26 protein-coding genes, 1 tRNA gene, 1 pseudogene and 1 other annotated feature are annotated in these 26,021 nt (G+C 35.9%); of the genes and pseudogenes, 5 read left to right on the forward strand and 23 right to left on the reverse strand.

Annotated features, from left to right (window positions below):
• Window position 1: 1 nt before the first annotated feature.
• The 11 genes from AC806_RS08555 to AC806_RS08605 form a co-directional block, all read right to left on the reverse strand.
• Window positions 2-817, reverse strand: coding sequence for a PTS mannose/fructose/sorbose transporter subunit IIC (locus AC806_RS08555; protein WP_061840398.1), 816 nt, complete (start codon window positions 815-817; stop codon window positions 2-4).
• Window positions 818-843: 26 nt separating this feature from the next.
• Window positions 844-1,848, reverse strand: coding sequence for a mannose/fructose/sorbose PTS transporter subunit IIA (locus AC806_RS08560; protein ID WP_061840399.1), 1,005 nt, complete (start codon window positions 1,846-1,848; stop codon window positions 844-846).
• Between the two features lie 26 nt (window positions 1,849-1,874).
• Complete coding sequence (locus AC806_RS08565) at window positions 1,875-2,372, reverse strand: mannose/fructose/sorbose PTS transporter subunit IIB (RefSeq protein WP_061840400.1); 498 nt, start codon at window positions 2,370-2,372, stop codon at window positions 1,875-1,877.
• A 185-nt stretch (window positions 2,373-2,557) separates the two neighbouring features.
• Window positions 2,558-5,371, reverse strand: a complete 2,814-nt coding sequence (locus tag AC806_RS08570; RefSeq protein ID WP_231960488.1) for a sigma-54-dependent transcriptional regulator — start codon at window positions 5,369-5,371, stop codon at window positions 2,558-2,560.
• Window positions 5,372-5,560: 189 nt separating this feature from the next.
• Complete coding sequence (locus AC806_RS08575; RefSeq protein WP_014124120.1) at window positions 5,561-6,112, reverse strand: GNAT family N-acetyltransferase; 552 nt, start codon at window positions 6,110-6,112, stop codon at window positions 5,561-5,563.
• Window positions 6,113-6,195: 83 nt separating this feature from the next.
• Window positions 6,196-6,489, reverse strand: a complete 294-nt coding sequence (gene rpmA, locus AC806_RS08580) for a 50S ribosomal protein L27 (protein ID WP_061840401.1) — start codon at window positions 6,487-6,489, stop codon at window positions 6,196-6,198.
• Window positions 6,490-6,509: 20 nt separating this feature from the next.
• Window positions 6,510-6,845 (reverse strand): ribosomal-processing cysteine protease Prp, encoded by a 336-nt coding sequence (locus tag AC806_RS08585; RefSeq protein WP_014124118.1) that lies wholly within the window; start codon window positions 6,843-6,845, stop codon window positions 6,510-6,512.
• A 24-nt stretch (window positions 6,846-6,869) separates the two neighbouring features.
• Window positions 6,870-7,178 carry a 50S ribosomal protein L21 gene (rplU, locus tag AC806_RS08590; protein ID WP_014124117.1) on the reverse strand — a complete coding sequence of 103 codons (309 nt, stop codon included), beginning with the start codon at window positions 7,176-7,178 and terminating at the stop codon, window positions 6,870-6,872.
• 19 nt (window positions 7,179-7,197) lie between these two features.
• Window positions 7,198-7,271, reverse strand: a sequence feature (ribosomal protein L21 leader region).
• Window positions 7,272-7,423: 152 nt separating this feature from the next.
• Window positions 7,424-8,041 (reverse strand): GNAT family N-acetyltransferase, encoded by a 618-nt coding sequence (locus AC806_RS08595; protein WP_050989748.1) that lies wholly within the window; start codon window positions 8,039-8,041, stop codon window positions 7,424-7,426.
• 137 nt (window positions 8,042-8,178) lie between these two features.
• A tRNA-Arg gene (locus AC806_RS08600) sits at window positions 8,179-8,252 on the reverse strand.
• Window positions 8,253-8,380: 128 nt separating this feature from the next.
• Window positions 8,381-9,064, reverse strand: a complete 684-nt coding sequence (locus AC806_RS08605) for an O-methyltransferase (RefSeq protein WP_069029142.1) — start codon at window positions 9,062-9,064, stop codon at window positions 8,381-8,383.
• Window positions 9,065-9,402: 338 nt separating this feature from the next.
• Here AC806_RS08605 and proS point away from each other — a divergent pair, with 338 nt between their 5' ends.
• Window positions 9,403-10,839 carry a proline--tRNA ligase gene (gene proS, locus AC806_RS08610; RefSeq protein WP_069029143.1) on the forward strand — a complete coding sequence of 479 codons (1,437 nt, stop codon included), beginning with the start codon at window positions 9,403-9,405 and terminating at the stop codon, window positions 10,837-10,839.
• A gap of 75 nt (window positions 10,840-10,914) precedes the next feature.
• Here the strand turns inward: proS and AC806_RS08615 are convergent, their stop codons facing one another.
• Complete coding sequence (locus AC806_RS08615; protein WP_069029144.1) at window positions 10,915-11,763, reverse strand: aldo/keto reductase; 849 nt, start codon at window positions 11,761-11,763, stop codon at window positions 10,915-10,917.
• A gap of 54 nt (window positions 11,764-11,817) precedes the next feature.
• Window positions 11,818-12,822: a lipoate--protein ligase gene (locus AC806_RS08620; protein ID WP_069029145.1), complete on the reverse strand. Its 1,005-nt coding sequence runs from the start codon at window positions 12,820-12,822 to the stop codon at window positions 11,818-11,820.
• Window positions 12,823-13,098: 276 nt separating this feature from the next.
• Here AC806_RS08620 and nrdD point away from each other — a divergent pair, with 276 nt between their 5' ends.
• The 3 genes and pseudogenes from nrdD to AC806_RS12145 all read left to right on the forward strand — a co-directional run.
• Window positions 13,099-15,294, forward strand: coding sequence for an anaerobic ribonucleoside-triphosphate reductase (nrdD, locus tag AC806_RS08625; protein ID WP_069029146.1), 2,196 nt, complete (start codon window positions 13,099-13,101; stop codon window positions 15,292-15,294).
• 24 nt (window positions 15,295-15,318) lie between these two features.
• Window positions 15,319-15,921, forward strand: coding sequence for an anaerobic ribonucleoside-triphosphate reductase activating protein (gene nrdG, locus AC806_RS08630; RefSeq protein WP_061840406.1), 603 nt, complete (start codon window positions 15,319-15,321; stop codon window positions 15,919-15,921).
• Between the two features lie 168 nt (window positions 15,922-16,089).
• Window positions 16,090-16,191: pseudogene (locus AC806_RS12145) on the forward strand (site-specific integrase); the annotation flags it as partial.
• Between the two features lie 183 nt (window positions 16,192-16,374).
• Here the strand turns inward: AC806_RS12145 and dinB are convergent.
• The 10 genes from dinB to dnaX form a co-directional block, all read right to left on the reverse strand.
• A complete protein-coding gene (gene dinB / locus AC806_RS08635) occupies window positions 16,375-17,502 on the reverse strand; it encodes a DNA polymerase IV (RefSeq protein ID WP_061840407.1) in 1,128 nt (375 codons plus the stop codon).
• 53 nt (window positions 17,503-17,555) lie between these two features.
• Complete coding sequence (gene rsmI, locus AC806_RS08640) at window positions 17,556-18,422, reverse strand: 16S rRNA (cytidine(1402)-2'-O)-methyltransferase (protein ID WP_069029147.1); 867 nt, start codon at window positions 18,420-18,422, stop codon at window positions 17,556-17,558.
• A gap of 65 nt (window positions 18,423-18,487) precedes the next feature.
• Window positions 18,488-18,838, reverse strand: coding sequence for a DNA replication initiation control protein YabA (locus AC806_RS08645; protein WP_180991266.1), 351 nt, complete (start codon window positions 18,836-18,838; stop codon window positions 18,488-18,490).
• Entirely contained in the window at window positions 18,831-19,661 is an 831-nt protein-coding gene (locus tag AC806_RS08650; protein WP_061840410.1) for a PSP1 domain-containing protein, read from the reverse strand. Before AC806_RS08650 ends, AC806_RS08645 begins: the two co-directional genes overlap by 8 nt.
• Window positions 19,662-19,684: 23 nt before the next feature.
• A complete protein-coding gene (holB, locus tag AC806_RS08655) occupies window positions 19,685-20,617 on the reverse strand; it encodes a DNA polymerase III subunit delta' (protein WP_061840411.1) in 933 nt (310 codons plus the stop codon).
• Between the two features lie 42 nt (window positions 20,618-20,659).
• A complete protein-coding gene (locus AC806_RS08660) occupies window positions 20,660-20,992 on the reverse strand; it encodes a cyclic-di-AMP receptor (protein WP_014124102.1) in 333 nt (110 codons plus the stop codon).
• Window positions 20,989-21,642, reverse strand: coding sequence for a dTMP kinase (gene tmk, locus AC806_RS08665; protein ID WP_061840412.1), 654 nt, complete (start codon window positions 21,640-21,642; stop codon window positions 20,989-20,991). The genes AC806_RS08660 and tmk overlap by 4 nt, the downstream gene beginning before the upstream one ends.
• A gap of 29 nt (window positions 21,643-21,671) precedes the next feature.
• Window positions 21,672-22,268, reverse strand: coding sequence for a recombination mediator RecR (gene recR / locus AC806_RS08670; protein ID WP_069029148.1), 597 nt, complete (start codon window positions 22,266-22,268; stop codon window positions 21,672-21,674).
• Between the two features lie 61 nt (window positions 22,269-22,329).
• Window positions 22,330-22,641: a YbaB/EbfC family nucleoid-associated protein gene (locus tag AC806_RS08675; protein ID WP_061840413.1), complete on the reverse strand. Its 312-nt coding sequence runs from the start codon at window positions 22,639-22,641 to the stop codon at window positions 22,330-22,332.
• Between the two features lie 17 nt (window positions 22,642-22,658).
• The gene (gene dnaX / locus AC806_RS08680; protein WP_069029149.1) at window positions 22,659-24,401 is read right to left on the reverse strand and encodes a DNA polymerase III subunit gamma/tau; all 1,743 of its coding nucleotides are present in this window, start codon (window positions 24,399-24,401) and stop codon (window positions 22,659-22,661) included.
• A 219-nt stretch (window positions 24,402-24,620) separates the two neighbouring features.
• On the opposite strand from dnaX, the gene AC806_RS08685 reads away from it, so the two are divergent.
• Complete coding sequence (locus tag AC806_RS08685; protein ID WP_061840414.1) at window positions 24,621-26,021, forward strand: glycoside hydrolase family 1 protein; 1,401 nt, start codon at window positions 24,621-24,623, stop codon at window positions 26,019-26,021.

Consider the following 26,021-nt stretch of genomic DNA (forward strand, 5'->3'; position numbering starts at 1 on the left):
TTTAGTAATCATTGAGTATATCGCCTAGAGGATCACCAGATCCACCATTGCTTCCTCCACCTGCGGAAGAACCACCTTGTTTTGAAAGCGAGATATAAATAAGTGCTAAAGCAATACCAATGGCACCAATTGCGATCAATGTTAAATCAGTAACTGCCGCAATAGCAAAACCTAAGATAAAGAACGGCCATACCTCACGACTAGACATCATATTGATAACCATTGCGTAACCAACAGCAACAACCATGCCACCACCGATTTCCATACCGTCAGTCAACCATTGAGGCATTGATTCTAAGAACTGGCGAAAAGTGGTTGCAGGAATAAATAGCAAAGCACCTGCTGGAAGAGCAATACGCAATCCTTGCATACAAACCGCTAAAATATGCAACAATTCAATTTTACGATAACTTCCTGATTCGGCTGCCTTGTCCATCCCATGAACAACTGGAACTGCAAGTGTACGAACGATCATTGTCAAAAATAGACCCGCTACAGCTAAAGGAATGGCAACAGCGATTGAAGTTGAGATACCACTTTGTTGTTGTCCACCTAAAACTAAGATAATAGCAGAAGCTACTGACGCCAATGCAGCATCCGGAGCTACAGCCGCACCAACGTTCGCCCATCCTAGAGCGATCATTTGCAATGAACCGCCTAACATAACACAAATTTCTAAATTGCCGGTTACAAGTCCAATCAAGGTACATGCAACTAATGGTTGGTGAAATTGAAATTGGTCCAAAATTCCATCCATACCAGCAAAAAATGCAACAACTACGACCAATATCATCTGAATTGCATTTAAATCTGACATAATAAACCTCCTAAGTCTTTACTTTTTTATTTGGCATTTTGTAAGCCAGCTTTCGCTTTTTTAAGCAAATCATTCAGGCGCCCGCTTGAATCACTTGGTACTTTACGTACATCAAATTGCACGCCCAATTCTTCCATACGTTCATAAGATTCAATATCTGTTTCATCCATTGAAATAACATTATTGACTACAACTTTTCCCTTAGAGTGGGCCATAGAACCGATATTAACCTCGTGAACGTCCATGCCACCTTCAATTGCTCTTAGCATATCTTCAGGATTTTCAAAAAGCAATAAAGCTCTTGTTTTACCAAAGCGTGGATCTTTATCTACTTCGATCATTTTATCGATCGGAATAACATTTGCTTTTACTCCTGGTGGCGCTGCTTGTTCGATTAAACTTTTACGCAAGCTATCTTGCGCAACAGCATCACTAACAACAATAATCCGGTTGGGATTTGTTGCCTTGGCCCAGTTTGTCGCAACTTGCCCATGTAATAAACGAGAGTCAATACGCGCTAATACATATTCTATTTTACCATCGCCAACAACTGTTCCTTCAGGTAAGGAGCCTTTAGGTTCTTCTGGTGCGCCCGTATCGTCCGCTGCTTGATCATTACCTCCAGCTGGTGCCAGTTCTTCTGGTTTTATTTTGACCCCATCGGTTGCGCTAGGGATGATAGCCGTTGCAATTTGTTGGGCAGAGTCCATAGAAAGACGAGAAGCAAAAGCTTCGATCACCATCGGTAAATTCATGCCTGCTACGATGGTCCATTTATCTTTGTGTTCTTCAAACAAACTATTCGCTTGGTTAAATGGCGTACCGCCCCATAAATCAATCAAAAAAAGAATTTCTTCTTGATCATCAAATGAGTGAATAGCGTCTTCCATTTTTTTCTTTATATCATCTGGGCCTTCACTTGGCTTTAACACACAAGAAGCAACATTTTCTTGTTCGCCAAAAATCATGGTCGCTGACTCCAAAATACCATCGGCGAAGTCCCCGTGACTTGCTAGGATGATTCCTACCATTTTTTTACCCCCTAATTTACAATTTTTTATTGTTTTGTTCTTTCTTTTTTATCCAACAAATCAACTAAATTAATTTTGCGATCAGTTGGAACTTTGCGAACTTCCAATTCAATTCCTTGTTTAGCCAGATAATGAAAAGAAGCTTGGTCCTTTTCATCTACCGAAACAAAATTTGTCACCATCTGCTTCCCATTTTCAAAACGCATCCCACCGATATTTAATGATTTCAATACGATTCCTCCGCGCACTAATCTTTCTACATCTTGCGGATTGGTGAATAATAGCATAACTTTTTGTGATTGGAACAACGCACTATTATACGCTTCTAACATTTTAGTTACTGTCACGACATTGGCGTTTATTCCTGGTGGCGCAGCTTGTTGCAAAAGGAATTTGCTCAGATGGTCAAACGCAACAGTATCACTGACCACGATAATACGATTAATATCGGTTCGTTTAGTCCATGATGTAGTGACCTGTCCATGAATTAACCGGTCGTCTATACGCGCTAAACGGATATCCAAATTTTGACCGCCTCCTTAATTTCATTGATTTATCAGTTACCACACCTCCTTCATTCATTTAGAAGCAATTTATGTGCCAAAAAATAAAGATACACTACTTACATAACAGGATTTTAAAACAAATTAAAAAATACACTAAGAGATACAGTGTCGTTAGTGTATCTCTTAGTGTATTTTCAGCATATTTACTCTTTTTCTTGCCGTTTGATTAGCTCCAATAAGTAAAACTCTTCGGACACAGGGAAATTTAAATTTAAAACTCTGCTCAATGAGGTTACTTGAAGATGTAGTGCTTCATATTCTGAATTATTTTGCAATCCCACTTTCTCATCTTCAGATACTGTCAAAGGTTGTTGTAGCACTACTCGTTCGACCATCCCCGCTGCATGTAAAAGAAAATTAATACAAAAACCTTGTTCTTTTCTAGGGATTTGCCAATTATCCATAATTTCTTCAGTAAATTGCAATAAAGGTGCGATTAATTTCTGCGGATTTAAAAAAGTGAAGTTTTTTTCTAAATAATTCAGGCAAACATCTTTAGTCTCCACTTCGTTAAAAGATAGCGGCTCTTCAGAAATTAGCTTCTGATTATTTAACAATAATTTATCAATCAATTCATCGGTATTTTGTGTAATAAAGTTCTCCAATGTAATAAAAGGAGCTGCCAATTGCGGATCGACTACTCCAGTGGTTGCAATCACCTGATACTGCTGTTGAATTTTAGATAATTGTTGATTTAAATCCACAGCTGAAATAGTAAGGACCTCAATATCTGTCATTTGTTTTTTATTAAGCGTTGCTTGAATCATTTTCTTTATATGAACAGCCGTCCCCTCGCCAGAAGCACAAATGGCAAGGATTGCTTTAGGTAGATGGTTTTCTGTTAAAGTTGTAGGTAGCAAATCTAAACTGTAACCGTGAAAGTTTTTTAACGATTCATAAAGGTCGTCTAGACTGGTGCCAAAAACAGAAGCTTTACGAGCAGATTCTAATACAAGCGGTGTTGTTACCATATCAATTGTTCGAACAAACACCCCTGTGTCTCTTTGAATTTTTTCATTAAAGGTCACTAAAGAGCCCATATCTACCAATAACAAGACACCACTGCCTTCATGAACAGAAAGCACCGCTTGCTTTAGTTTTTCTAAAGCAATCTTAGGGGGCATATCCAAAGGCATATCCACTGCCGCTACTTGTTCAATATCTAATAATTGTTTCACCACATCCACCATACTCGTTGCTGTACTATTCCCATGAGCTCCTACAACGACGCCTATTCTTCCCACTTGAGAGGCACTTCTTAAAGAAACCAGCAAAACAGCCAAGTAGTAAATCTCGCTTTCAGGAATTAAAATATTAAACCATTTCCCAATATATTGTTGGATCTCTTTAGCTAGTTCTAGTTCTTGCGGATAAGCAGTAACCATTTCTCTAATATTATCATTAACTTCTCGCTTTTCACCTAATTGCAGTTTTTTAAGAAAAGAACTAATATGTAAGCTCATTGCGTAGACGAAATTAGATTGAAAATCATTTCCCAAACGATCGGTTACCATCGTATAAATCCGGTTGGTCAATTCAATAATTTTACGGTCAACAAACTCACTTAATTTATTATCTGCATAAAAAGAAAAACCGTGATCTTTATAAAATGATTTTAAATGAACATTGATATCGGTTGAAATAAAATGATTAATCGTTTCTTGATCGATGCCATCTGATTTTAATAACTCCGCTTTATCTCCGATAATATCATATAAATTATAAGGTAATTCATAAGAATCTGCTTGAATATTCAAGCTATCTTCATTGGGCTGGATAACTAATTTTGATTCAAGGTTTTGCGAAAGCTCTGTCGATGTCCCTCGATTATCAGCTAACAAAATTAATCCTGAACGGATCCCTTCTGGCACATCTTCAATAGTAATATCAATTTGTTCTTCATGCATATGATTCAAAAATCCTCTTGCACAAACAAGTTGAACATTTGATTTTAATTGTCCGATATTCCCATAACTAACACTACCAATTAATGCTTTAACCACATCTTCAGTTAATGAAATCGTACGTTGAATACGATGTGCTTCATGAGAAACCATTACCTTGACTAAATCAACTTTTTCAAAAGCAGGACGTGATACAAAAGAAGGTAGTTGAATGTTTATCGGTATTCGGCGAACAAAGGTATCCAAAAGCGTAGAATTAGGATCTTCGGTCGTCGCACCAATAATTCGAACTTCAGCAGAATGATGTTTGCCTGTTTCACCTAAACGACTATAAGTTCCATGATCCATAAAATAGAAAATCATCTCTTGACCTTCAGGCGGCAAACGGTGGATTTCATCTAGAAAAAGCATACTTTGATCAGCCTGGTCAATAACGCCAGTTTTCTCTTCATCTGCACCCGTAAAAGCGCCTTTGGCATAACCAAACAAATGGCTCATCAAAAGTTCTGGATTATTGGCATAATCGGCACAATTAAAAACAATGAGTTCTTTATTTCTAGCAATAACATTATTAGCTTTAGCAAATTGAAACATCGCATGAGCAAAGTAGGTTTTCCCCGAGCCTGTTGGACCTGTAATCAAACAATTCAACCCTCTAGGAGGATATAAAATCGCTGCTTTTGCTTGTTCACCAGCATTTTTCATACTACCGTTGATTCCAATAATATTGGAGAAAATATCCTCTCTTGAAACAAATGATGACTGAACATGTTGTGGTTGTTGCTTTTTTCGAGGTTCCCGTTCTTGTTTATAGCTTTTTACATATTTTTCTTCAGACATATCTTGATTTAAAAAATATTTAACTGGCCGACTGTCTGTTTTAATTATTTTCTCATCACGTACCAACTGATTTAAATCTTTACTAGCATTGCTTCTTTGAATAGCCAATGCTTGAGCAATTTCACTTGTAGTTACTGCCGTTGGCTCACTTTTCGTGCCAGAATTATTTTTTTGTGCTATGTATTGGTAAATTTTTTCCATTCTTTTATTCACGATTTTCACCTCGTTTCAAAACCCAAACAATAATTCCACATCATCTTTTTTTATTATACCTTCTTTTGTTCATCATTACCAATTAGTGTAAATAAATATATCCCTCGCTACTAAATTAATTGAAAAACAAAGATAACTAATTTTTACTTTAAAAGCTTTTTTCCTATTATACACTTAACAAATTGTCTCTTAAAATTCAGAAAACGGGATAAAGTCTCCTGGGTAACATAAATTTGTCTGAAGTGTTTTTTGCATCCAAATCACATCTAGCCAGCGGTCAAATTTATACCCTACATGAGGAAAATAACCAACTTGTTCAAAACCTTGTTTGATATGAAATTGCTCACTTTGTTGATTACCCACGGCAATAATTGATAACAGATTAACCACATGTTGCCTTTTTAATTGTTCTTCCAACACTTCATATAAAGTTGTCCCCACACCTCTATGTGCAACATCTTTTTTTACATATATACTAATTTCTGCTGTTAAATTATAACAAACACGTGAATTATAAGCACCCGCATAAGCATAACCTAAAATATTTTGTTTATTATCTTGAGCAACATAATAAGGATAATCAGGCAAAGTCTTAGTAATACGTGTAGCAAATTCTGCAACTTCTAGAACTTGCTGCTCAAATGAAATCGTAGTTTCTGCTACATAAGGTGCATAAATCGCTAGAATTTCACTAGCATCCTCAGCTGTCGCTTTTCTAATTGTTATTACATCATCCCTCATTATAAAACCTCCTAATAATAAAATCCTCTAAAAAATAAAACAGCCTGATTTCATTTTTAGAAATCAAGCTGTTTTGTTCTTATTTACGCTTCTTGAGCAACTGGATAAACAGAAACTCGTTTTTTTTCGCGGCCTAAACGTTCAAAACGTACAGTACCATCAATTTTTGCAAACAAAGTATCGTCTCCGCCTTTACCCACGTTAACGCCTGGATAAATTCTTGTTCCGCGTTGGCGATAAAGGATTGATCCGCCAGTAACAGTTTGACCGTCAGCACGTTTAGCACCCAAACGTTTTGATTCAGAGTCACGTCCGTTAGCTGTTGAACCGCCACCTTTTTTGTGTGCGAATAATTGTAAATTCATTGTCATCAACATACGATGCACCTCCCAAATTATTAAGTTGTTTCTAATTGAACATAGTCATTATATTGCTCTTGAACAGATTGCATACCAAGCAATAAGTTTTCTAATAATATCTGCACAATGTTGGATTGTTCTTGTGTATTGTCTGAAGGAACTTCGACGTATAAATAACCGCCATTTTCTTCCTCTGACTGAACAGTCGGCTCAATACCAGCTAATGAATCAATACCATTAACTGTGCTAATTGCTAAAACAGAAACCGCTGCACACACAATATCATATCCGTATTCACCTGCATTTGCATGACCTGTTATCTCATAGGAAGTAATCCTTCCAGAACTGTCACGCTTGAAAGTACCTTTAATCATTGTAAGCTCCTGCTTATACTTAAATTATGCATTGATTACATTGATCGTTACCTTAGTATAAGGTTGACGATGGCCTTGTTTACGGTGTGAACTTTTCTTAGGTTTGTATTTATAAGTGACAACTTTCTTTTGCTTGCCATGCTTATCAACTGTACCTTCAACACTTGCTCCTTCAACTAGTGGACTACCAACTTTTGTCGTATCGCCACCAACTAAAACAACTTCATCAAAGGTCACCTTTTCCCCAGCCTCAGCATCTAATTTTTCGATGTAGATCGGTTGGTTTTCTTCAACTTTATATTGTTTTCCACCTGTTTTAATAATCGCGTACATACCTGTGCACCTCCTTGAATAATAAACTTAGACTCGCCATCCCAAGCGGCTATCATAGCACTTAAAACTTGCTCAGAGCGGTTGTAGCTGTAGGAAAGCCCACAATTACAACATACTTACTTTATCAAAAAGCAAAGAATTCGTCAATGAAAAGTTGAAAAAAGACGGCTAACGCGAGTTGAAAAAGCTTAGTATTGTCTATAAAACATATTAGTATTTCTTTTATTAACTATATACTAAATACTTTAAAAGTCTTCACTATCAAAAGAAGCTAACACTTCTCTTTCTGAATCAGAAAGAGAAGTAAAATGAAATTCTTTTAATTTTATATTCTTTCTTATTAAGTCGAACGAGTCATTTAAACCGTTTTTTCTAGAACCAATATAATTATCGGTTAAAAATTCAAAACCAAAGTCACCATATAACTTTATAGCAGAAAAACTAGCTGCATGTGTATGTAAAATTATAGGAAAGTCCAGTTTAACTTCAGTTAAAACATAAGACAGTAATTGCCTTCCAACTCCTTTGTTGGCATATTGGTTAATCACTTTAAACCATTGAATTGACCATAGTCCTGCACTAATTTTCCATAAAAAACAAGTTCCTAAGATATTATTATTTACATCACAGATAACTTTACAAGCATTTAAAAATTCATCTTTTCTGTCAGAGAAATAATTATTATAATATTCATCTACTATATAACGATAATCTTTTTTATCTGCATAGGTATCAAAGTGAATTGTTTTCCATATTTCTATTTCCGATTCCTTTAAATTTCTAACAATATACTTTTTATCCAGTTCTTTAAAAGCTGACTTATTAAATTTTTTACATAACATAAAGATATTATTGTCTTCCAATTTCACACCTGCTTTGATTCCTTCAGTTTCTCATAAAACACATTGATTATAAATATTATTTAAAGAAAATTCGGCACATTTTTGATACAAAAAAAGCGATAAGCACCTATAAATCAAGGCTTACCGCTTATTAATAACGTCACAGGAGGGATTCGAACCCCCGACCGTTCGCTTAGAAGGCGAATGCTCTATCCTACTGAGCTACTGTGACAATGGTTTTGACAACAAAGATAATTATAGGAAAAGCTTTTATTAATGTCAATTACTTTTTAATGTTTTCCAAATTCTTTTGCATATTTTTCGAAATGGCAATGCCACTTATTTTCCAAATTGTTTTAGTTAAAGAACCACTTCATCTGCTTTCTTAGTAATTAACATCACCCCATCGCCTAATGGTACTAAAGAAGAGGTCAAATCTGGATGCTGGTTCACAGTATCTAAAAACTGATTTAATTTCTTATGGATTCCTCGTTTACCACGGGGAATTTCTTTTTCAGATTGTAGAATAGTCCCTCCTTGAAAAACATCATCGACCATTAAAACGCCCTCTTTTTTTAACAAACGCAGACAGTCAGGTAAAAATTCGATATATTTAGATTTGGCACTATCCATAAAAATAAAGTCATAGCTTCCTTTTAGCGTGGGTAAAATATCGGCTGCTTGTCCTTCAAGTAAGGTGATCTTATCTTCCAATTCTAAAAACCGGAAAGTTTCTTTGGCTTCTGCAATCATCTTGTCAAAACGGTCAATTGTCGTAACATGACCTTTATCTCCCACATATTGGGCCATTAAACTCGCTGAAAATCCAATCGCTGTTCCAATTTCTAAAACTTGCTGCGGTTTAATTTGTCCTAATAAAAATTCCATAAAAACGACTGTCTCATGTGGAATAATAGGAACGCCTCGCTTATTAGCATCTTTTTCTATTATATTTAATTTTCCTGTTAATGATTTTTGCTGGCTGCGCATATAATCCACTAGTTCTGCTTTAACTACTGGTCGATGCATCATTTCGTTTTGCATATTTGTCTCTCCTCGTATTTTTCACTTTTTTTATTATACGAATTTCTGTAAAAACCTGCAATCTTTTCTCAGTTTTCCCTTGCTTTTTTCTTTGTTTCCTATTAATCTTAAATCAGAAATTGGACTAGTAATAAAAGACACGCTTTTAGAGAACCAAAGCTCGGCTGAAACTTTGGTGCCCCTGTCTTTATGAACCTACCAAGAACAGACGGGTTAAAGCCCTTATCCTTTTGAAGCTGGATCGCATAAAGTGATCAATAAAGGTGGTACCGCGAAATGAACACATTTCGTCCTTTTTATAGGATGAGATGTTTTTTTATTTTACAAGGAGGAAAACAATGGCAGAACAAACAAACGACTTTACAGAGTGGTATTTACAAACAGTACAACAATCTGAGCTGATGGCTTATTCCGCAGTTAGAGGCTCTATTATTTTTCGTCCTGATGGCTATGAGCTATGGGAACATATTCAAGAAGAATTCAACAAATTTTTAAAAAAAGAAGGCATTCGTAACGCTTATTTCCCCATGTTGATTCCACAAAACTTTTTTATGAAAGAAGCAGATCATGTGGAAGGCTTTGCTCCTGAAATTCCATGGGTCACTGAAGTAGGTGATGAAAAATTAGAAGAACCTTTAGGCCTACGCCCAACTTCAGAAACAACGATTGGTAACGCATTTTCTGATTGGATTAATTCCTATCGCGATCTTCCTTATGAAATTAACCAATGGGCAAATGTTTTTCGTTGGGAAAAGAAAACATTGCCATTTTTACGTACATCCGAATTTTTATGGCAAGAAGGACACACCGCACATGCAACCAAAGAAGAAGCCCATAAGCGTACGATGAATGTCTTAGATGAATATGCTCGACTTTGCGAAGAATTTTTAGCTATTCCAGTTTATAAGGGGCAAAAAACGGATTCTGAGCGTTTTGCTGGTGCTGTTGATACCTATTCTGTCGAAGCGATGATGCAAGATGGCAAAGCTGTGCAGGCCGGTACATCGCATTATATGGGAACCAATTTCGCTGAGGCTTTTGATATCACTTATTTAAATAAAGAAAACCAACACGTCTATGCTCATACGACTTCTTGGGGCGCTTCTACACGCCTTATTGGTGCTTTGATTATGACTCATGGCGATCAAAATGGGCTTGTTTTGCCTCCTACTGTCGCACCCAATCAAATTGTTCTAATGCCAGTAGGACCTTGGAAGAAAAATCCTAGCGTGATGGAAAAACTAGATGAAATTTTCAGCGATCTAAAAGAAGCGGGCTATCGTGTACGTATGGATGATAGTGACAATACGCCAGGCTATAAATTTAATGAATGGGAATTAAAGGGGGCTTGCATCCGCATTGAATGTGGACCTCGTGACATTGAAAATGGCCATGTAATGGTCAAAAGTCGCGATGTAGCGGACAAACAAAAAGTGCCATTTGAACAAATCAATCATTTTGTAGCTGCAGAACTTGCTGCTATGACACCACGTTTATTGAGAAAAGCCCAAGAACGCATAAAAGAAAATGAATATTACAATATTGATAGCTTAGAAGAACTAAAAGCTCATATTGATAATTGCCAAAAAGAAGGAAAGCCTGCCGGGTTTGTATTAGTCGGTTGGGATGGTACTGAAGAAACAGAAGAAGCAATCAAAGAAGCGACCGGCTTTACGACTCGTAACATTCCTTTTGAAGCGCCTGTTAAAAAAGAGAAGGACATTGTGAGTGGAAAACCTGCAAAACATACTGTTTGGATTGCTCGAGCATACTAATTTTGTACACAAAAAGCGGAGTCTAGCTAGATTGCCTAAACTCCGCTTTTTTCATGTTGTTTTGCTTGACTCCTTTTAAATAATAGACAGAGTCTGCTTAGAAGTTGGTTTAGGAAACTCTTTATCCAGTTGTTTCATTTCTTCATCTGTCAACTGAATTTGGGCTGCTTCGATATTTTCGATAACGTGTTCTGGATTACTAGATTGCGGAATGGCTAATGTTTGACCTTTTCTTATACTCCAAGCCAGTAGCATTTGAAAAACCGTTGCTTGATGATTTTGTGCAATTTCTTTTAGCTTGGCATTAAAAGTCAATTGCCCTCCTAATTGATCACCTTCAGCCATGGGCGCATAGGCAATTAAAGGAAGTTGCTTTTCTTGCATAAAAGGCAATAAATCAAACTCGATTCCTCTTTCACCCAAATTATAGAGGACTTGATTTACTTGGCAGTTTTGACTATTTTCCTTTTGATACATCTTTTCTAGGTCTTTTACATCAAAATTAGAAACGCCCCACGCCTTGATTTTTCCTGCCTTTTTCGCTTCTTCCAGCGCCTCTATTGTTTCTTCAATAGGAACATTACCTGTCCAATGAAGTAAATAAAGATCCAAATAATCCGTGCCCAATCTTTTTAAGCTGTTATCTAAACTGACAGGCAATTGTTTTTTAGAAGCGTTCCAAGGATACACTTTTGAAATCAAAAATAGATCTTTGCGGTTAAAAGATTGAAGCGCTTCTCCTACTAAAAGTTCAGAGCCACCATCTCCATACATTTCTGCAGTATCAAGGACAACAGCGCCGTGTTCTATTCCAGTTTTTAAGGCTTCTAACTCTTGCTCTTTTTTAGCTGGGTCTTCTCCCATATGCCATGTACCTAAACCGATGGGAAAAAGTTCTTGTTGATTGATCTTAACAGTAGACATCTACATTCCGCCTTTCCTTTAAAAAGCCGCACAGCTGTTTATCACTTATTTAACTTAATAGATTAAATTAAATAAATCTTCATTTTTCATATCACCAAAGTATTTCTTGACATCAATGGCATCCACTACTTTTTTCAAATCTTCTCTTTCATATCTAGTACCGATCAGTTGGTCTTCTACATCTTTAATATCGCCTAGACCAAAGAAATCACCATAGATCTTAGCATTTGCAATTTTACCTTCTTTAACATTTAAACGTATATCAATTGAACCGATAGAAAAACGTTCATAACGTTCAACGTTAAACTCGGGTGAGTGTCCATAATTCCAGTCCCAGTTTCCATAATATTTATCGGTATATTCTTTAATATTTTTCCAATCATCTTCTGTCAGTTCATAAGTATTCACTTCATTCACAGAGTCCACGCCAAAGATTTTCACTAAAATTTCGTTTCTAAACTCTTCAGTCGTCATATCTTGGTTTTTTTCAGGCAAGAAAGGCTTAATATTAGTTACTCGTGAGCGAATCGACTTAATCCCTTTTGATTCAATTTTATCTTTACGAACCTTTAAAGCATTGGTTACTTCGTTTTTATCACTATCAAGCATTAAAGTCCCATGTGCATACATTCTACCATTGGTCGAATACATCGCATTCCCGGAAAATTTCATATCATCAATCACTAAATCATTACGGCCTTTAAGACGGGCCCCTTCAACTCCCATATCATGAAGTGCATTTACTACAGGTTCAGTAAATCTTGCAAAATTTCTAAAAGAGTTACCATCGTCTGGTGTAATAAAGCTATAATTTAAATTACCTAAATCATGGTAAACAGCACCGCCTCCACTAAGTCGTCTTACCACATGAATGCCATGTTCATCGACATAGTCCTGATTGATCTCTTCAAAAGTATTTTGGTTACGCCCTATAATAATTGAGGGTTCATTGATATAAAATAAAAGAATCGGTTCATCCGTTTTCATTTTATCAAGTAAGTAATTTTCGATAGCTAAATTAACTCGCGGATCGTTATTTTCATTTGGCACATAGATCATTTTCTTTTTCCTCCCTTTTATACACTTACTTATTGTAACATGCTTTTATCTTATCAACGAACAAAAAACTTTACAACTTTGTTTACTTTGTGATTTTTCAAAAGTCAGCATAAGTACTAACATGAAGCTATAATTTAATAATCTTTCACAAATTACATATACAATATATAGTGCATATAATTTATTATCAACCGTTTAAGTACAATATATTGTTGATTTTCTTTTATAAATAAATTATGATAATAGTTGAATACAAAAAAGGAGTTGGTCCATTTTATGACGACAAAAAGAACTAGTGAGCAAAGTATCTCTTTATCTTCTCAACTTTCAGATATGAAAGTAATCAAACGTGATGGTCGTTTAGTTCATTTTAACGCACAAAAAATTTATGATGCACTGCTAAAAGCTAAAAAGCACCTAGAAGGTAACTTATCTCCACTCGATTATGAACATATCAATCGAATCGTAGAACAAGTAATTAGTGAAATCAACTATCGTTTTCAACAAAATGTTAAAATTTACGAGATCCAAAATATCGTTGAACATACACTTTTAGAAAACCACGAATATGAACTAGCTCAAGAATATATCAACTATCGAACGCAAAGAGATTTTAAACGTAGCCAAGCAACTGACATCAACTTTAGTATCGATCAATTAATGGGCAAAGAAAAAACGGTAGTCAACGAAAATGCCAATAAAGATAGCGATGTATTCAATACACAAAGAGACCTAACTGCGGGTATTGTTGGAAAATCAATCGGCCTTAAAATGTTACCTCCACATGTAGCAAATGCGCATCAAAAAGGAGATATTCATTATCATGATCTAGATTATCAACCTTATGCTCCGATGACAAATTGCTGTTTAATCGACTTTAAAGGAATGTTAAACAACGGCTTTAAAATTGGAAATGCTGAAGTTGAGCCGCCAAAATCTATCCAAACGGCAACAGCGCAAATTTCACAAATTATTGCAAATGTCGCTTCCAGTCAATACGGTGGTTGTTCTGCCGATCGCTTAGATGAAACTTTAGCCCCTTTTGCTAAATTGAATTATCAGAAACATTTGAAGGAAGCAAAAATTTGGATTGAAGATCCGACGCGACAAAAAGAATTCGCCATGAAAAAAACAAAAAAAGATATTTTTGATGCCATGCAAAGTCTAGAATATGAAATCAATACCTTATTTACTTCAAACGGCCAAACACCCTTTACTTCTGTTGGCTTTGGTTTGGGTACAGATTGGTTTGCTAGAGAAATTCAACGGGCGATCTTACAAAATAGAATCAACGGTTTAGGTAGCGAGCAGCGCACAGCGATCTTTCCTAAATTGATTTTTAGCATTAAAAATGGGACTAACCTACATCCTGAAGATCCTAATTATGACATAAAGCAACTCGCTTTAGAATGCGCTACGAAAAGAATGTATCCAGATATTTTAAATTATGACAAAATCGTTGAATTAACAGGTAGCTTTAAAGTGCCTATGGGATGTCGTTCCTTCCTACAGGGGTGGAAAAATGAGCAAGGCGAAGAGGTCAATGTTGGACGTATGAATTTAGGCGTAGTTACGATAAACTTACCGCGTATAGCCATGCAAGCAGAAGGCGATATAGAAAATTTTTGGAAAATTTTAGATGAACGTTTAAGTATTGCAAAGGACGCTTTAGTTTATCGGGTAGAGCGTTGTAAACAAGCAAATCCTGCAAATGCTCCTATTTTGTATATGTATGGCGCTTTTGGTAAACGTCTAGGGCGCGAAGAATCGGTAAATGAACTATTCAAAAATAAACGTGCCACTGTTTCACTTGGTTATATCGGTTTATATGAAGTAGCATCAGCTTTTTATGGACAAAACTGGGAAAGTAATGAAAAAGCTAAAAACTTTACCTTAGACATTGTCAAAAAGCTTAAAAATAATACCGACCAATGGGGAGACGAATATGGGTATCACTTTAGCGTCTATTGCACACCGAGTGAGAGCTTAACTGATCGTTTTTGCCGTTTAGATACCGAAAAGTTTGGCACAGTAAAAAACATCACAGACAAAGAGTATTATACTAACAGCTTTCATTATGATATTCGTAAGGATCCTACGCCATTTGAAAAATTAGATTTTGAAAAGGATTATCCAAAATACTGCTCAGGTGGTTTTATTCATTACTGCGAATACCCTGTTTTACAGCAAAATCCAAAAGCACTCGAGGCTGTCTGGGATTATTCTTACGATCGTGTTGGCTATTTAGGAACGAATACACCTATCGATCATTGTTATGAATGTGGTTTTGAAGGTGATTTTAAAGCAACAGAAAAAGGGTTTGAATGCCCGCAATGTGGAAATCATGATCCTAAAACTTGTGATGTTGTTAAAAGGACATGCGGATATCTAGGCAACCCACAAGCTCGTCCTATGGTTCATGGACGTCATAAAGAAATCGCTTCTCGTGTAAAGCATATGGGAAATGAATAAATTATTTGCTAAAGGAGGACTATATTGCGTAACCCAAAACCTAAAGAATGGCAAGCAAAAGACTATAGTAAAAATTATATCGCAGATTATAAACCCTTCAATTTTGTTGATGGTGAGGGCGTAAGAAATAGCCTATATGTAAGTGGCTGTCTTTTTGCCTGTGAAGGTTGTTTTAATAAAGCTGTCCAAAGCTTTCGTTATGGTCAACCTTTCACCCAAGAACTAGAAGAACAAATTATCAAGGATCTCGCACCCGAATATGTACAAGGATTGACGCTTTTAGGAGGGGAACCTTTTTTAAATACCGAAGTTTGCTTGCAAGTTATCAACCATACTAAAGAAGTTTACGGTAATAAAAAAGATATCTGGAGCTGGTCAGGTTATACTTTTGAAGAATTATTGCAAGATACTGATGATAAGCTGGAGATGCTTGCAAAAATAGATATCTTAGTAGATGGACGCTTTGAATTGAGTAAAAAAAATCTAAATTTACAATTTCGTGGCAGCAGCAATCAGCGAATTATTGATGTAGCAAAGTCGTTGGAAATTGGACAAGCGGTTATCTGGGAAAAATGTCATGATGCTGATACCCAATATGAACAAATAAAAAAACAAGATTTAATTTAGAACCGAAGAGGCTGCGACATAAATTCCTTTGTTAATAAAATATCCGAACTATAAGAGAGATCACTCCTGCGGTCCAGCAGGTCTTCGTCATAAACTCACGACAATTAGAAAATCTTATCAAATATAGTTCGGGTATTTTTGCCTTGTCTTTATTTATGTCCCAGCCTCGGTTTTTTACCAACAAAAAACTTCTCTTCCAATCGGAAAGTCCAGCTTGACTGGCAGACAGTTATTCAATTTTCAGAACTGATTAAAGAATTGCCTGAAAATTAAACTATTTTTGTAAAGGGAAAAGTCTGGAATTCTGCCGTCAACAGGCGCTTAGAATGATACAAAATACAGCTGAAAATTCTTATCATTTCTTCCTTCAATAGAACGGTTACGTCAATTTTTAAAAATTTGTTTGGACTATTCTAATTTAATGAAATAACGAAAAAATAGTATTTTATCTATTTATTTATAAGGATCACCTGTTTCCCATAAAGGAAGGACAATATTCTCATACGTTAACGGGTCTAAATTCGTCATTGTAATCCCTAAAAGTCGCACCCCTTTTTCCACTTGAGCCACTTCTTCAAAGATTAAACTTGCCTGTGAAAAAATATCATCTTTTTGGTAAATATATTCTTGGACTGTCGCGCGTTTAGTAATGGTTTCAAAATCAGAATAACGTAATTTTAATACAACTGTCTTGCCATGCTTTTGCGCTTTCTTTAAACTTTCTGTTACTTGCTCTGCCATAATTCTTAGCTGTGATAAACATTCTTGTTCACTCGTTAAGGCTTTGCCGTAAGTTCGTTCACGCCCAACAGACTTACGTTCTCTAGTGACTTGAACAGGAGAATTATGGATACCTCTAACTTTCCGATAAAGAGAATATCCCATTTTCCCAAAAATCTGGATTAATTCCATTTCACTTTTTTGGTAAAGATCATTTCCTGTATAAATTCCTAACTCGTGCATTTTAGGTACTGTTTTTTTGCCAACACCGTGAAACTTCTCAATAGGTAAACCGCGCAAAAAATCAACGGCTTCATCCGGCGTAACCACCGTCATCCCTCTCGGTTTTTGATAATCTGAAGCTAATTTGGCTAAAAATTTGTTATAACTAACACCCGCTGAACAAGTTAAATGAACTTCTTGCCAAATATCGTGTTGAATCAATTTAGCGATCTTTATCGCTGAGCTACTATTTATTTTATTATTTGTCACATCTAAATAGGCTTCATCGATTGACACAGGTTCAATGATATCAGTATAACAATGGAAAATTTCACGTATTTTTTGAGAAATTTCTCGGTATTTTTGATGATTCCCTGGAACAAAAGTCGCGTGAGGACATAATTCATAAGCTTTTTGCGCACTCATTGCTGAATGGATGCCATATTTGCGCGCTTTATAATTCGCAGTTGTCACAACACCACGCCCACCTGTATCTTTAGGATGACGAGCGATTACAAGTGGATACTGGGCTAGTTTCGGGTTATCTCTTTCTTCAACTGAAGCAAAGAAAGCATCCATATCAATATGAATAACTTTACGTGAAGTATCATTTTTTAATGGAAATTGTAAGCCGTTCATCTTCCCCACCTCAGTTCCATTATACTCAAACGAACGTTCCCCTGCAAATTGTTCTATTTATTTAGCTCATGATAAGCATTATAGACCTTTTGTTTTTTTAACTTGTTTTGTTTAGCTACCTCTTTAATTGCATCATTAGGACTAAGTCCTGTAGCAATGAATTGTTCTACTTGTTCTTTTAAAGGGACTTGTGGTAGTGATCTGTCGACTTCTTGTTCCAGCTGGCCTTCAACAAGGAGACAGCACTCCCCTTTCAGTGTATTTTCAGTTAAATATTCCTTTAATTCAGCTAAGGTGCCACGAAGATATTCTTCATGGATTTTAGTTAATTCTCGGCAAATAACAGCATTTCTTTGGGGATTAAATACTTCATTCATATTTGAAATAGTATTTTTTAAACGATAAGGCGACTCATAAAAAATCATTGTCGCCTTTATTGTCGCCAATTGTTTTAATTCTGCTTTTTGATCTTTTTTTCTACGGGGTAAAAATCCATAAAAATAATTAGGCTGAACGTTTAATCCAGAAGCAATCAAAGCTGTTAGTCCTGCTGTTGGACCAGGCAAAGAAATCACAGCAATCCCTTCTTGAATACAAGCAGCTACCAATTCTTGTCCGGGGTCGCTAATAGAAGGCATACCCGCATCACTTACTTGCGCAATCGTCTGCCCTTTTTTTAATAACTTCAAAATTTCTGGGATTCGTTGTTTGTAATTATGTTCATGTAAACTTTTTTGCGCAACTTCAATTTTAAAATGGTTTAATAACTTTTGTGTGTTACGTGTGTCTTCACTAGCAATTAAGTCAGCCTCTTTTAATATTTTTACACCACGTACAGTCATATCTTCTAAATTGCCAATGGGCGTTGGCACAAGATATAATTTTCCTAGCTCATCTTGATAACTTTTTTGTTTTTTCAATACTTGCCTCCACTAAATTTTTTTATAAAAAAAGACTGGGTATCAAAAAATGATCCAGTCAATTCCTATTTATTGCTACTATCACGGTAAATAACTTCCAAGCAAAAGGCACAAGGTTCATCATGTTCACGTCTTGCACCGTATAAATCATAACAAACATGAAAACCTTCTTCATAAATTTTTTCAAGATTTAAACGTGATCGTGAAAGTTCTTGTTTTTCCCTTTCTGGAAGTTTAGCGTCCTGCTGACTTAATTCATGGATACGTTCTCTTAACCGTTGATTTTCTAACTCTAGTGTTGCATTTTTTTCAACCAATTCTTGTAAAGAACCCTTCATCTCCATCAAATTTTGTGATAGTTTTTGTAAATCTTCTTCAAATTCATTTAATCCATCATACAAAGAACGTTTATCCATCGACATGTGCATCACCTGCTTTAAGCGTTTCTTTCAATTCTTCATAATCATATTCTACAGGAACTTGTTGACTTTTTAGACGGACCTTTACCACACGACTTAATAAATTAAGCCCAACGACTCGTCCCTTACCTTCAGGTGTCATAACTGCCTTACCATAATCAGGCAATTCTTTTTTAGCTTGCACGTATTCTTCGTTTTCATAATTTAAACAACACATTAAACGTCCGCATAGACCTGATATTTTGCTTGGATTCAAAGAAAGCCCTTGATCCTTAGCCATTTTAATTGAAACAGGAGCAAATTCTCCTAAAAAGGTAGAACAACATAACTGCCGTCCACAAGGACCAATTCCACCGATAATTTTTGCCTGATCTCTTATACCTATCTGACGTAATTCAATTCTTGTTTTAAAAACACTTGCCAATTCTTTAACAAGCTCTCTAAAATCGATTCGTTTATCTGCAGTAAAACGAAAGATTATTTTATCCCGTTCGAAAGTATATTCAGCATCAACTAATCTCATATCAATTCGATATTCATCTACTTTTTGCTTTCCAATTCTTAGTGCTTTTTGGGCGTCCATTCTATTTTTCATATCTTGTGATAATTCTTCTTTAGTCGCTTTATGTAAGATTGAACCTATTTCACCTGGCAAATCCTTTTCTGTCACTTCTTTATTGCTAATTACCACATTAGCAATCGCTTTTAAATGCTTTTTTTCAACTAAAACTTTATCACCACATAAGAGCTTTTCATCTCCTGCTAAAAAATAATCAATAGGGCCAGCCTTATGATAACGAACGCCTGCTACATTGATCACGTCACTCATCCTTTCTTAAGGAACTAGTCAATGATTCGCAAAGCTAATTGCTCAGCTATGCCTTGAAAGGCCACATTAGCAGCTAATTTTTTTTGCGCTTGTAAAATCAACTCAAGTATTTTATTGTTCCGTTGTGTCTTTTGTTTATCTTCTAACGAGTGGTTTCGCTCCTCTTGAAAATAAACTAATAGCATAGCAAAAATCATCCCTTGCTGCTGCTTTTCCTTTGCTTGAGCAGTGATCTTTTTTTGCACAAAAATAAAAGCTTGCGGATCTCCTTTTTTAAGGTAATCAAACCACTTAGCTATGATTTTCCTAGTTTCATTAAACCATTCATCTTCAGAGATTTCAACTGCTTTATCATAACTATTCGTTAGATTAGCAATCAAATTGGCTGTATTTGTTCCCAAATCTTTTTCTTCTAATCGTTTGATTAAATGTTCCTTTGCTAAAGGCGTAAAATGAACAATTTGGCAACGCGATTGGATCGTCGGTAAAACTTGTCCTAAAACGTTTGTTTCTAAAATAGCTATTGAGTCGCCAACGGGCTCTTCCAATAACTTTAACAAACTGTTTGCCGCACTCGGATTCATTTTATCAGCTTCTTGCACAATAGATATTTGCGTTCCCTTTTCAAAACTGCTCTTGGAAAGCTCTTCTTGTAGTTGACGTATTTGATTAACTTTGATGGTTTGCCCTTCTGGTTCAATCACTTGAACATTGGGATGTTCTCCTTCGTTGATTCGCATGCAATTTACACATTGATCGCAAGGCTGATTCTCATTGACGTTTAAACACAATAAACGTTTGGCTAACCATAATGCCATATCGTGTTTTCCAGAACCACTAACCCCTTCAAAAATATAAGCATGAGCCAAACGCTCATGCTCTACATTTTTTTTCATTTGCGAATAAACAAGAGGCTGACTTTGGGCTAAAAAATTTTCTTCTCCCATTTAAATTCTCCTTGTTTTTTCTACTGATAACCGCTTGACAATTCAATATTGTTGAAATTTTTCAATAGGTAAAACAAATACTGTAGCGCCACCAACTTCCACTTCTACAGGATATGGTACTTGACCTTCCAAAGAAACATTTAACGTCATTGGAGGTGTGGAGACATATTGCTTTCTTGACTGACAAGTTTTTTTAATTAAACCTAAAGTTTTTTCCACTCGTTCATCTTCTACCCCAATAATGAAAGTGCTATTTCCTGCTTTCAAAAAACCGCCAGTAGATGACAATTTTGTCGCTCGAATGTTTGCTTCAATAAATTCATTAGCCAAACGATTACTATCTTTATCTTGAACGATCGCTAATACTAATTTCATTCTACCATCTCCTTAAAATAATCTGGGTAAGCTGTACAGATTGCTGAAAAGCTTTGGTCAACTACATCTTGTAAATCAGTTCTGGCGTCAATTTTATGTACCCGAGCTGAATTTTGTTCAACTATTTTTAAATAGGCATGACGAACCCTTTGATGAAATTCTAACCCTTCTGACTCCAATCGGTCAACTTGATATCCTCGGGATCTTTGAATTCTCTTTAATCCGGTGTCCGAATCAACATCTAAATACAGCGTAAAATCAGGAGTAAGCCCTTCTGTTGCAAATTGATTAATTTGAGCGACTTCTTCTATCCCAACACGCCGACCCGCACCTTGGTAAGCAATAGAACTATCCACGAAACGATCACATAAGATAATTTTCCCATTATTTAAAGCCGGAGAAATCACATCAATAATATGTTGTCTGCGCGCCGCAGCATAAAGTAATACTTCGCTACGATCGTCCATTTCCTCATAAGCCGGATCTAAAATAAGTTCACGGATTTTTTCCGCAATTTTCCCGCCCCCTGGCTCTCTTGTTTTGATCATTTCTTTTTCGGAGGCAAATTGTAAGCGCGGAAATAGTTCATTAAGTACGCTAGTTTTGCCGGCGCCATCTGGTCCTTCAATTGTTATGAATAGCCCATCCACCCTAGTTCCTCCTTTTTGCCTACAATTTTTTATAATTCTGTTCTGCCTTCTACTGCCTTTGATAAAGTCACTTCATCAGCATACTCAATATCACTTCCAACAGACAAGCCATGAGCAAGCCGTGTGACTGTAATCCCCGCTGGCTTAATCAGACGTGAAAGATACATCGCAGTAGCTTCACCTTCTGTAGAAGCATTAGTAGCAATAATTACTTCTTTTATTTCTTCATTTTCTAAACGCTTGATCAAGTTAGGAATATTAATATCTTCAGGTCCTGTACCTTCCACCGGAGAAAGCACCCCGTGTAAAACATGGTAAAGTCCTTGGTATTCTTTCATTTTTTCCAAAGCCATCACATCTTTAGGCTCTTCTACTACAAGCACACACGAACGGTCTCGCGTTGTATCTGCACATAGCTCACAGGGATCATCTTCGGTAATGTTTCCGCAAACACTGCAATAAGTTAAATCACGTTTAACGCTTAATAAAGACTTAGCAAAGTCATTTACTGCCTCATCTTTCATATCAATGGTATAAAAAGCTAAACGTGTCGCTGTTTTTTGGCCGATACCTGGTAAGTTCATATAACTTGCAATCAAACGAGCAATAGGTTCTGGATATTGCACAATTAAGACTCCTTTATTAACAAATCAGAAAAATAGGCATCGACTGACAAAGAGTCATTTTTTACATTCCTGGAATGTTTTGTGTATATTTGCCCATCGTCTGTTTTGTTTCTTTATCAATATTTTCTAAACAATCATTTACAGCTGTTACAATCAAATCTTGTAACATTTCTGGATCTTCTGGATCGATGACATCTTCTTTAATCTGCACATCTTTAATTGTACGATCTCCAGTTGCTGTGACTTTTACATAACCATTCGTCGCTTTTCCGCTAAATTCTTTTTTATTTAACGCTTCTTGCTCTTTTTCCATGTCTTTTTGCATTTTTTGTACTTGTTTCATCATGCCTTGCATGTTACCCATGCCTTTCATATATCTTCACTCACTTTCTAATCTTCTTTAATCGTTGCTAATTCACCAAACAAATCTTGCGCTTTGGAAACCGCCAAGTTTTCCTTTTGTTCGTCAGTTGTAGTGCTTTTGGCTTCTTCTTGTTCAGTCAATTCATCTTCATCTGCTTCCTCTTTATGACCAGAAAGAAATTCTTGTCGTAAAGTAGGCCAACTTTCATCAGTAATGTAGACTAAATCCGGTACATAGTCTGAAATCATACGGCTAATATTATTTTGTACAGCTAATACAAATTCCTGATCGTTTGCTGCTTTTTTACAAATAATTTCATAATCAAAAGCAATGACCAATCCATTAGGACTAGCGGCTTTGGGTTGGCTTGCTCTTAACATCGCTTTTTGGGTTACACTCAAACTTGCTAAGAGATCCTCCCAAATTTCTTTGACATTCACTAAGTCTTTTTTTCTAGCCTCTTTTAAAACCTTAAATACTCGTTTTTTAGGCACACGATAACCAGTAGACGCCGGCTTTTTTTCTTTGTGCTGTTGTGTCTTCGTTTGGACTTTTTGTGGTTGTTCCAAACGATTTTTTAACTGATTAACTTCTTGTTGCAATGCCGTTACTTGCTCTTTTAGCCCTACTAGCTCTTGCGTATCAGCAGGCTGCGCAGCGGCGTCCACCGAAGAACTATTTTCAGTAGAAATTCCTTCAGACAATTTTACAGTAGCAACTTCTAAATATATTCTAGGACTTGTGGTAAAACGTATTTCATTTTGTGCCTGATTTAAAATATGAATCCACGAATAAATTTGTTGGGCAGCAATTTCTTCTGCAGATTGCTTAAATGTTGCGGTAAAATGCTGGGCTTTTTCAGCTAATAGCTTAGGTGCTTTTTGATAAACCAATAAGTCACGACAATAAAGCAGTAAGTTTTCTAATAACCGCCTTGCTTCCTTACCTGAAGCCAACATTTCATCTAACAAACTTAAACACTCCACTGTATTTTCTTGTTTACAAGCTAAAATAAAACGGTCCATCATATCATAAGTCAGACTACCTGTTACTTCTAAAGCATCTTGTAATGTAATGGTATCATCACTAAAGGAAATAGCTTGATCTAAAATACTTAAAGCATCACGCATACCGCCTTCAGCTGCTTGTGCAATAACATTTAATGCTTCATCTTCAAAACTAAGTTCATTTTTTTCTAAAATATATGCTAAATGATCTACAATATCTTTTGTATCAATTCGTTTAAAATCAAAACGCTGAGTTCTAGAAATAATGGTTGCTGGAATTTTATGAGGTTCTGTTGTGGCTAAGATGAAAATCACATTTTTTTTAGGTTCTTCCAAGGTTTTTAACAAAGCATTGAAAGCTCCTGTAGATAACATATGAACTTCATCAATAATATAGACTTTATACTGAGCCTGAGTAGGAGCATAATTTGCCCGTTCACGAATCAAACGAATTTCTTCAACGCCGTTATTACTAGCAGCATCGATTTCAATCACATCTTCTTGAGTACCGTCTGTAATTGAACGACAAATTTCACATTCATTACAAGGTTCACCATCGACACTATTAGGACAATTGACGGCTTTAGCAAGAATTTTTGCAGCACTAGTTTTTCCCGTGCCTCGTGGTCCTGTAAATAAATAAGCATGGGAAATTTGACTTTGCGTAATCGCGTTTTTTAAGGTTTGAGTAATGGCTTCTTGACCAATCACATCATCAAATCGTTGTGAACGCCATACGCGATAAAGTGCTTGATAAACCAAATTCTCCACCTCTTTTCAAAATTCGCTACTTACTATTATACGCAATTTTGCTTAAAAAAACCACAATTTGAACAAATCCTATTCGAACTTTTTTAAATCTTTAACTTAGGATTTGTATAAAGGACAAACGGGTATTCTTAAAGCCCAATCATAGAAATTTTTCACAGAAATTAGTATACTTATTAATAGATTTTTTAAATTGAAAAAGGAGACTTTTTTATGTCACATAAATTCCCGGATAATTTTCTATGGGGTGCATCCATCAGCGCACACCAGACAGAAGGTGCTTATAAAAGCGATGGTAAAGGATTGACTGTCCAAGATACTAGAATACGCGATAATCATGAAATTGCCGATTTCACAGTAGCAAGTGACCATTATCACCACTATAAAAAAGATATTCAGTTATTAGCAGAACTGGGTGTCAAAGTTTTTCGTTTTTCAATTTCCTGGGCTCGTATTTTTCCTCAAGGTCGTAAAGAGGTCAACCAAGCAGGTATCGATCATTATCAAAATGTTATTGACGAATGTTTAACACATAATATAAAACCTATGATCACACTTAACCATTTTGACTTGCCGCAAGTCTTAGAAGATATAGGCGGTTGGTCCAATCGTAAGACTGTTGACGCCTTTAAAGAATATGCACAAACCGTTTTTAAAGCCTATGGCAACAAGGTCAAATACTGGTTAACAATCAACGAACCAAATATCATGCTACTGGTTGATCAAAAAATTTTAGGAAAACAAATTCCTATCAAAGAAAAATACCAGCAATTCCATCATTTGATGATGGCAGAAAAATACGCTTTTAAGTTTTGCCATGAACTGGTAGAAAATGGGCAAATAGGACCTGTACCTAATATCTCATTGGTTTATCCAGCGACAAGTAAACCACTGGATAATCAGGCTGCCTTATATTTCAATAGTGTACGAAATTGGGCTTATCTCGATTTTTCTTGTTTTGGTCGTTACAATACAGTTTTTAAGGATTATTTAAAACAGAAAAATATTTCTATTACTTTTTCACCCGAGGACGAAACTGTAATGAAAGAAAACTTTCCAGATTTTATTGCTATGAACTTTTATACAACAATGACTGTAGAAAAACCAATGGATAAAAATAATATGAGTGAAGGAATCAGTGATCAACAAAGTGAGGACATCATGGATTGGGGTTTTTACAAAGGCGTCACTAACCCTTATCTTAAGAAAAACCAATTTAATTGGACGATTGACCCAGATGGATTTAAGACGACCCTACAAACACTTTATGATCGCTATCATTTACCAATCATTATCACTGAAAACGGTCTGGGAGCCAAAGATGATTTAACTGAAGATAAAAAAATTCATGACCCTTACCGCATTGATTACTTGAAACAACATCTTGAACAAGCATTAGAAGCTATCGAAGCAGGCGTTGATTTATTTGGTTATAGTCCTTGGTCAGCGATCGATTTGATTAGTGTCCATGAAGGGATCAGCAAGCGTTATGGTTTTATTTATGTTGACAGAACAGAAAAAGAATTAAAACAGCTTAGACGTTATAAAAAGGACAGCTTTTATTGGTATCAAAAATTAATCCAAACAAATAAAATCCCAGCAGAAAGCCGGTGA

It is taken from the genome of Tetragenococcus halophilus (assembly GCF_001712815.1).
Classification (GTDB): Bacteria; Bacillota; Bacilli; order Lactobacillales; family Enterococcaceae; genus Tetragenococcus; species Tetragenococcus halophilus.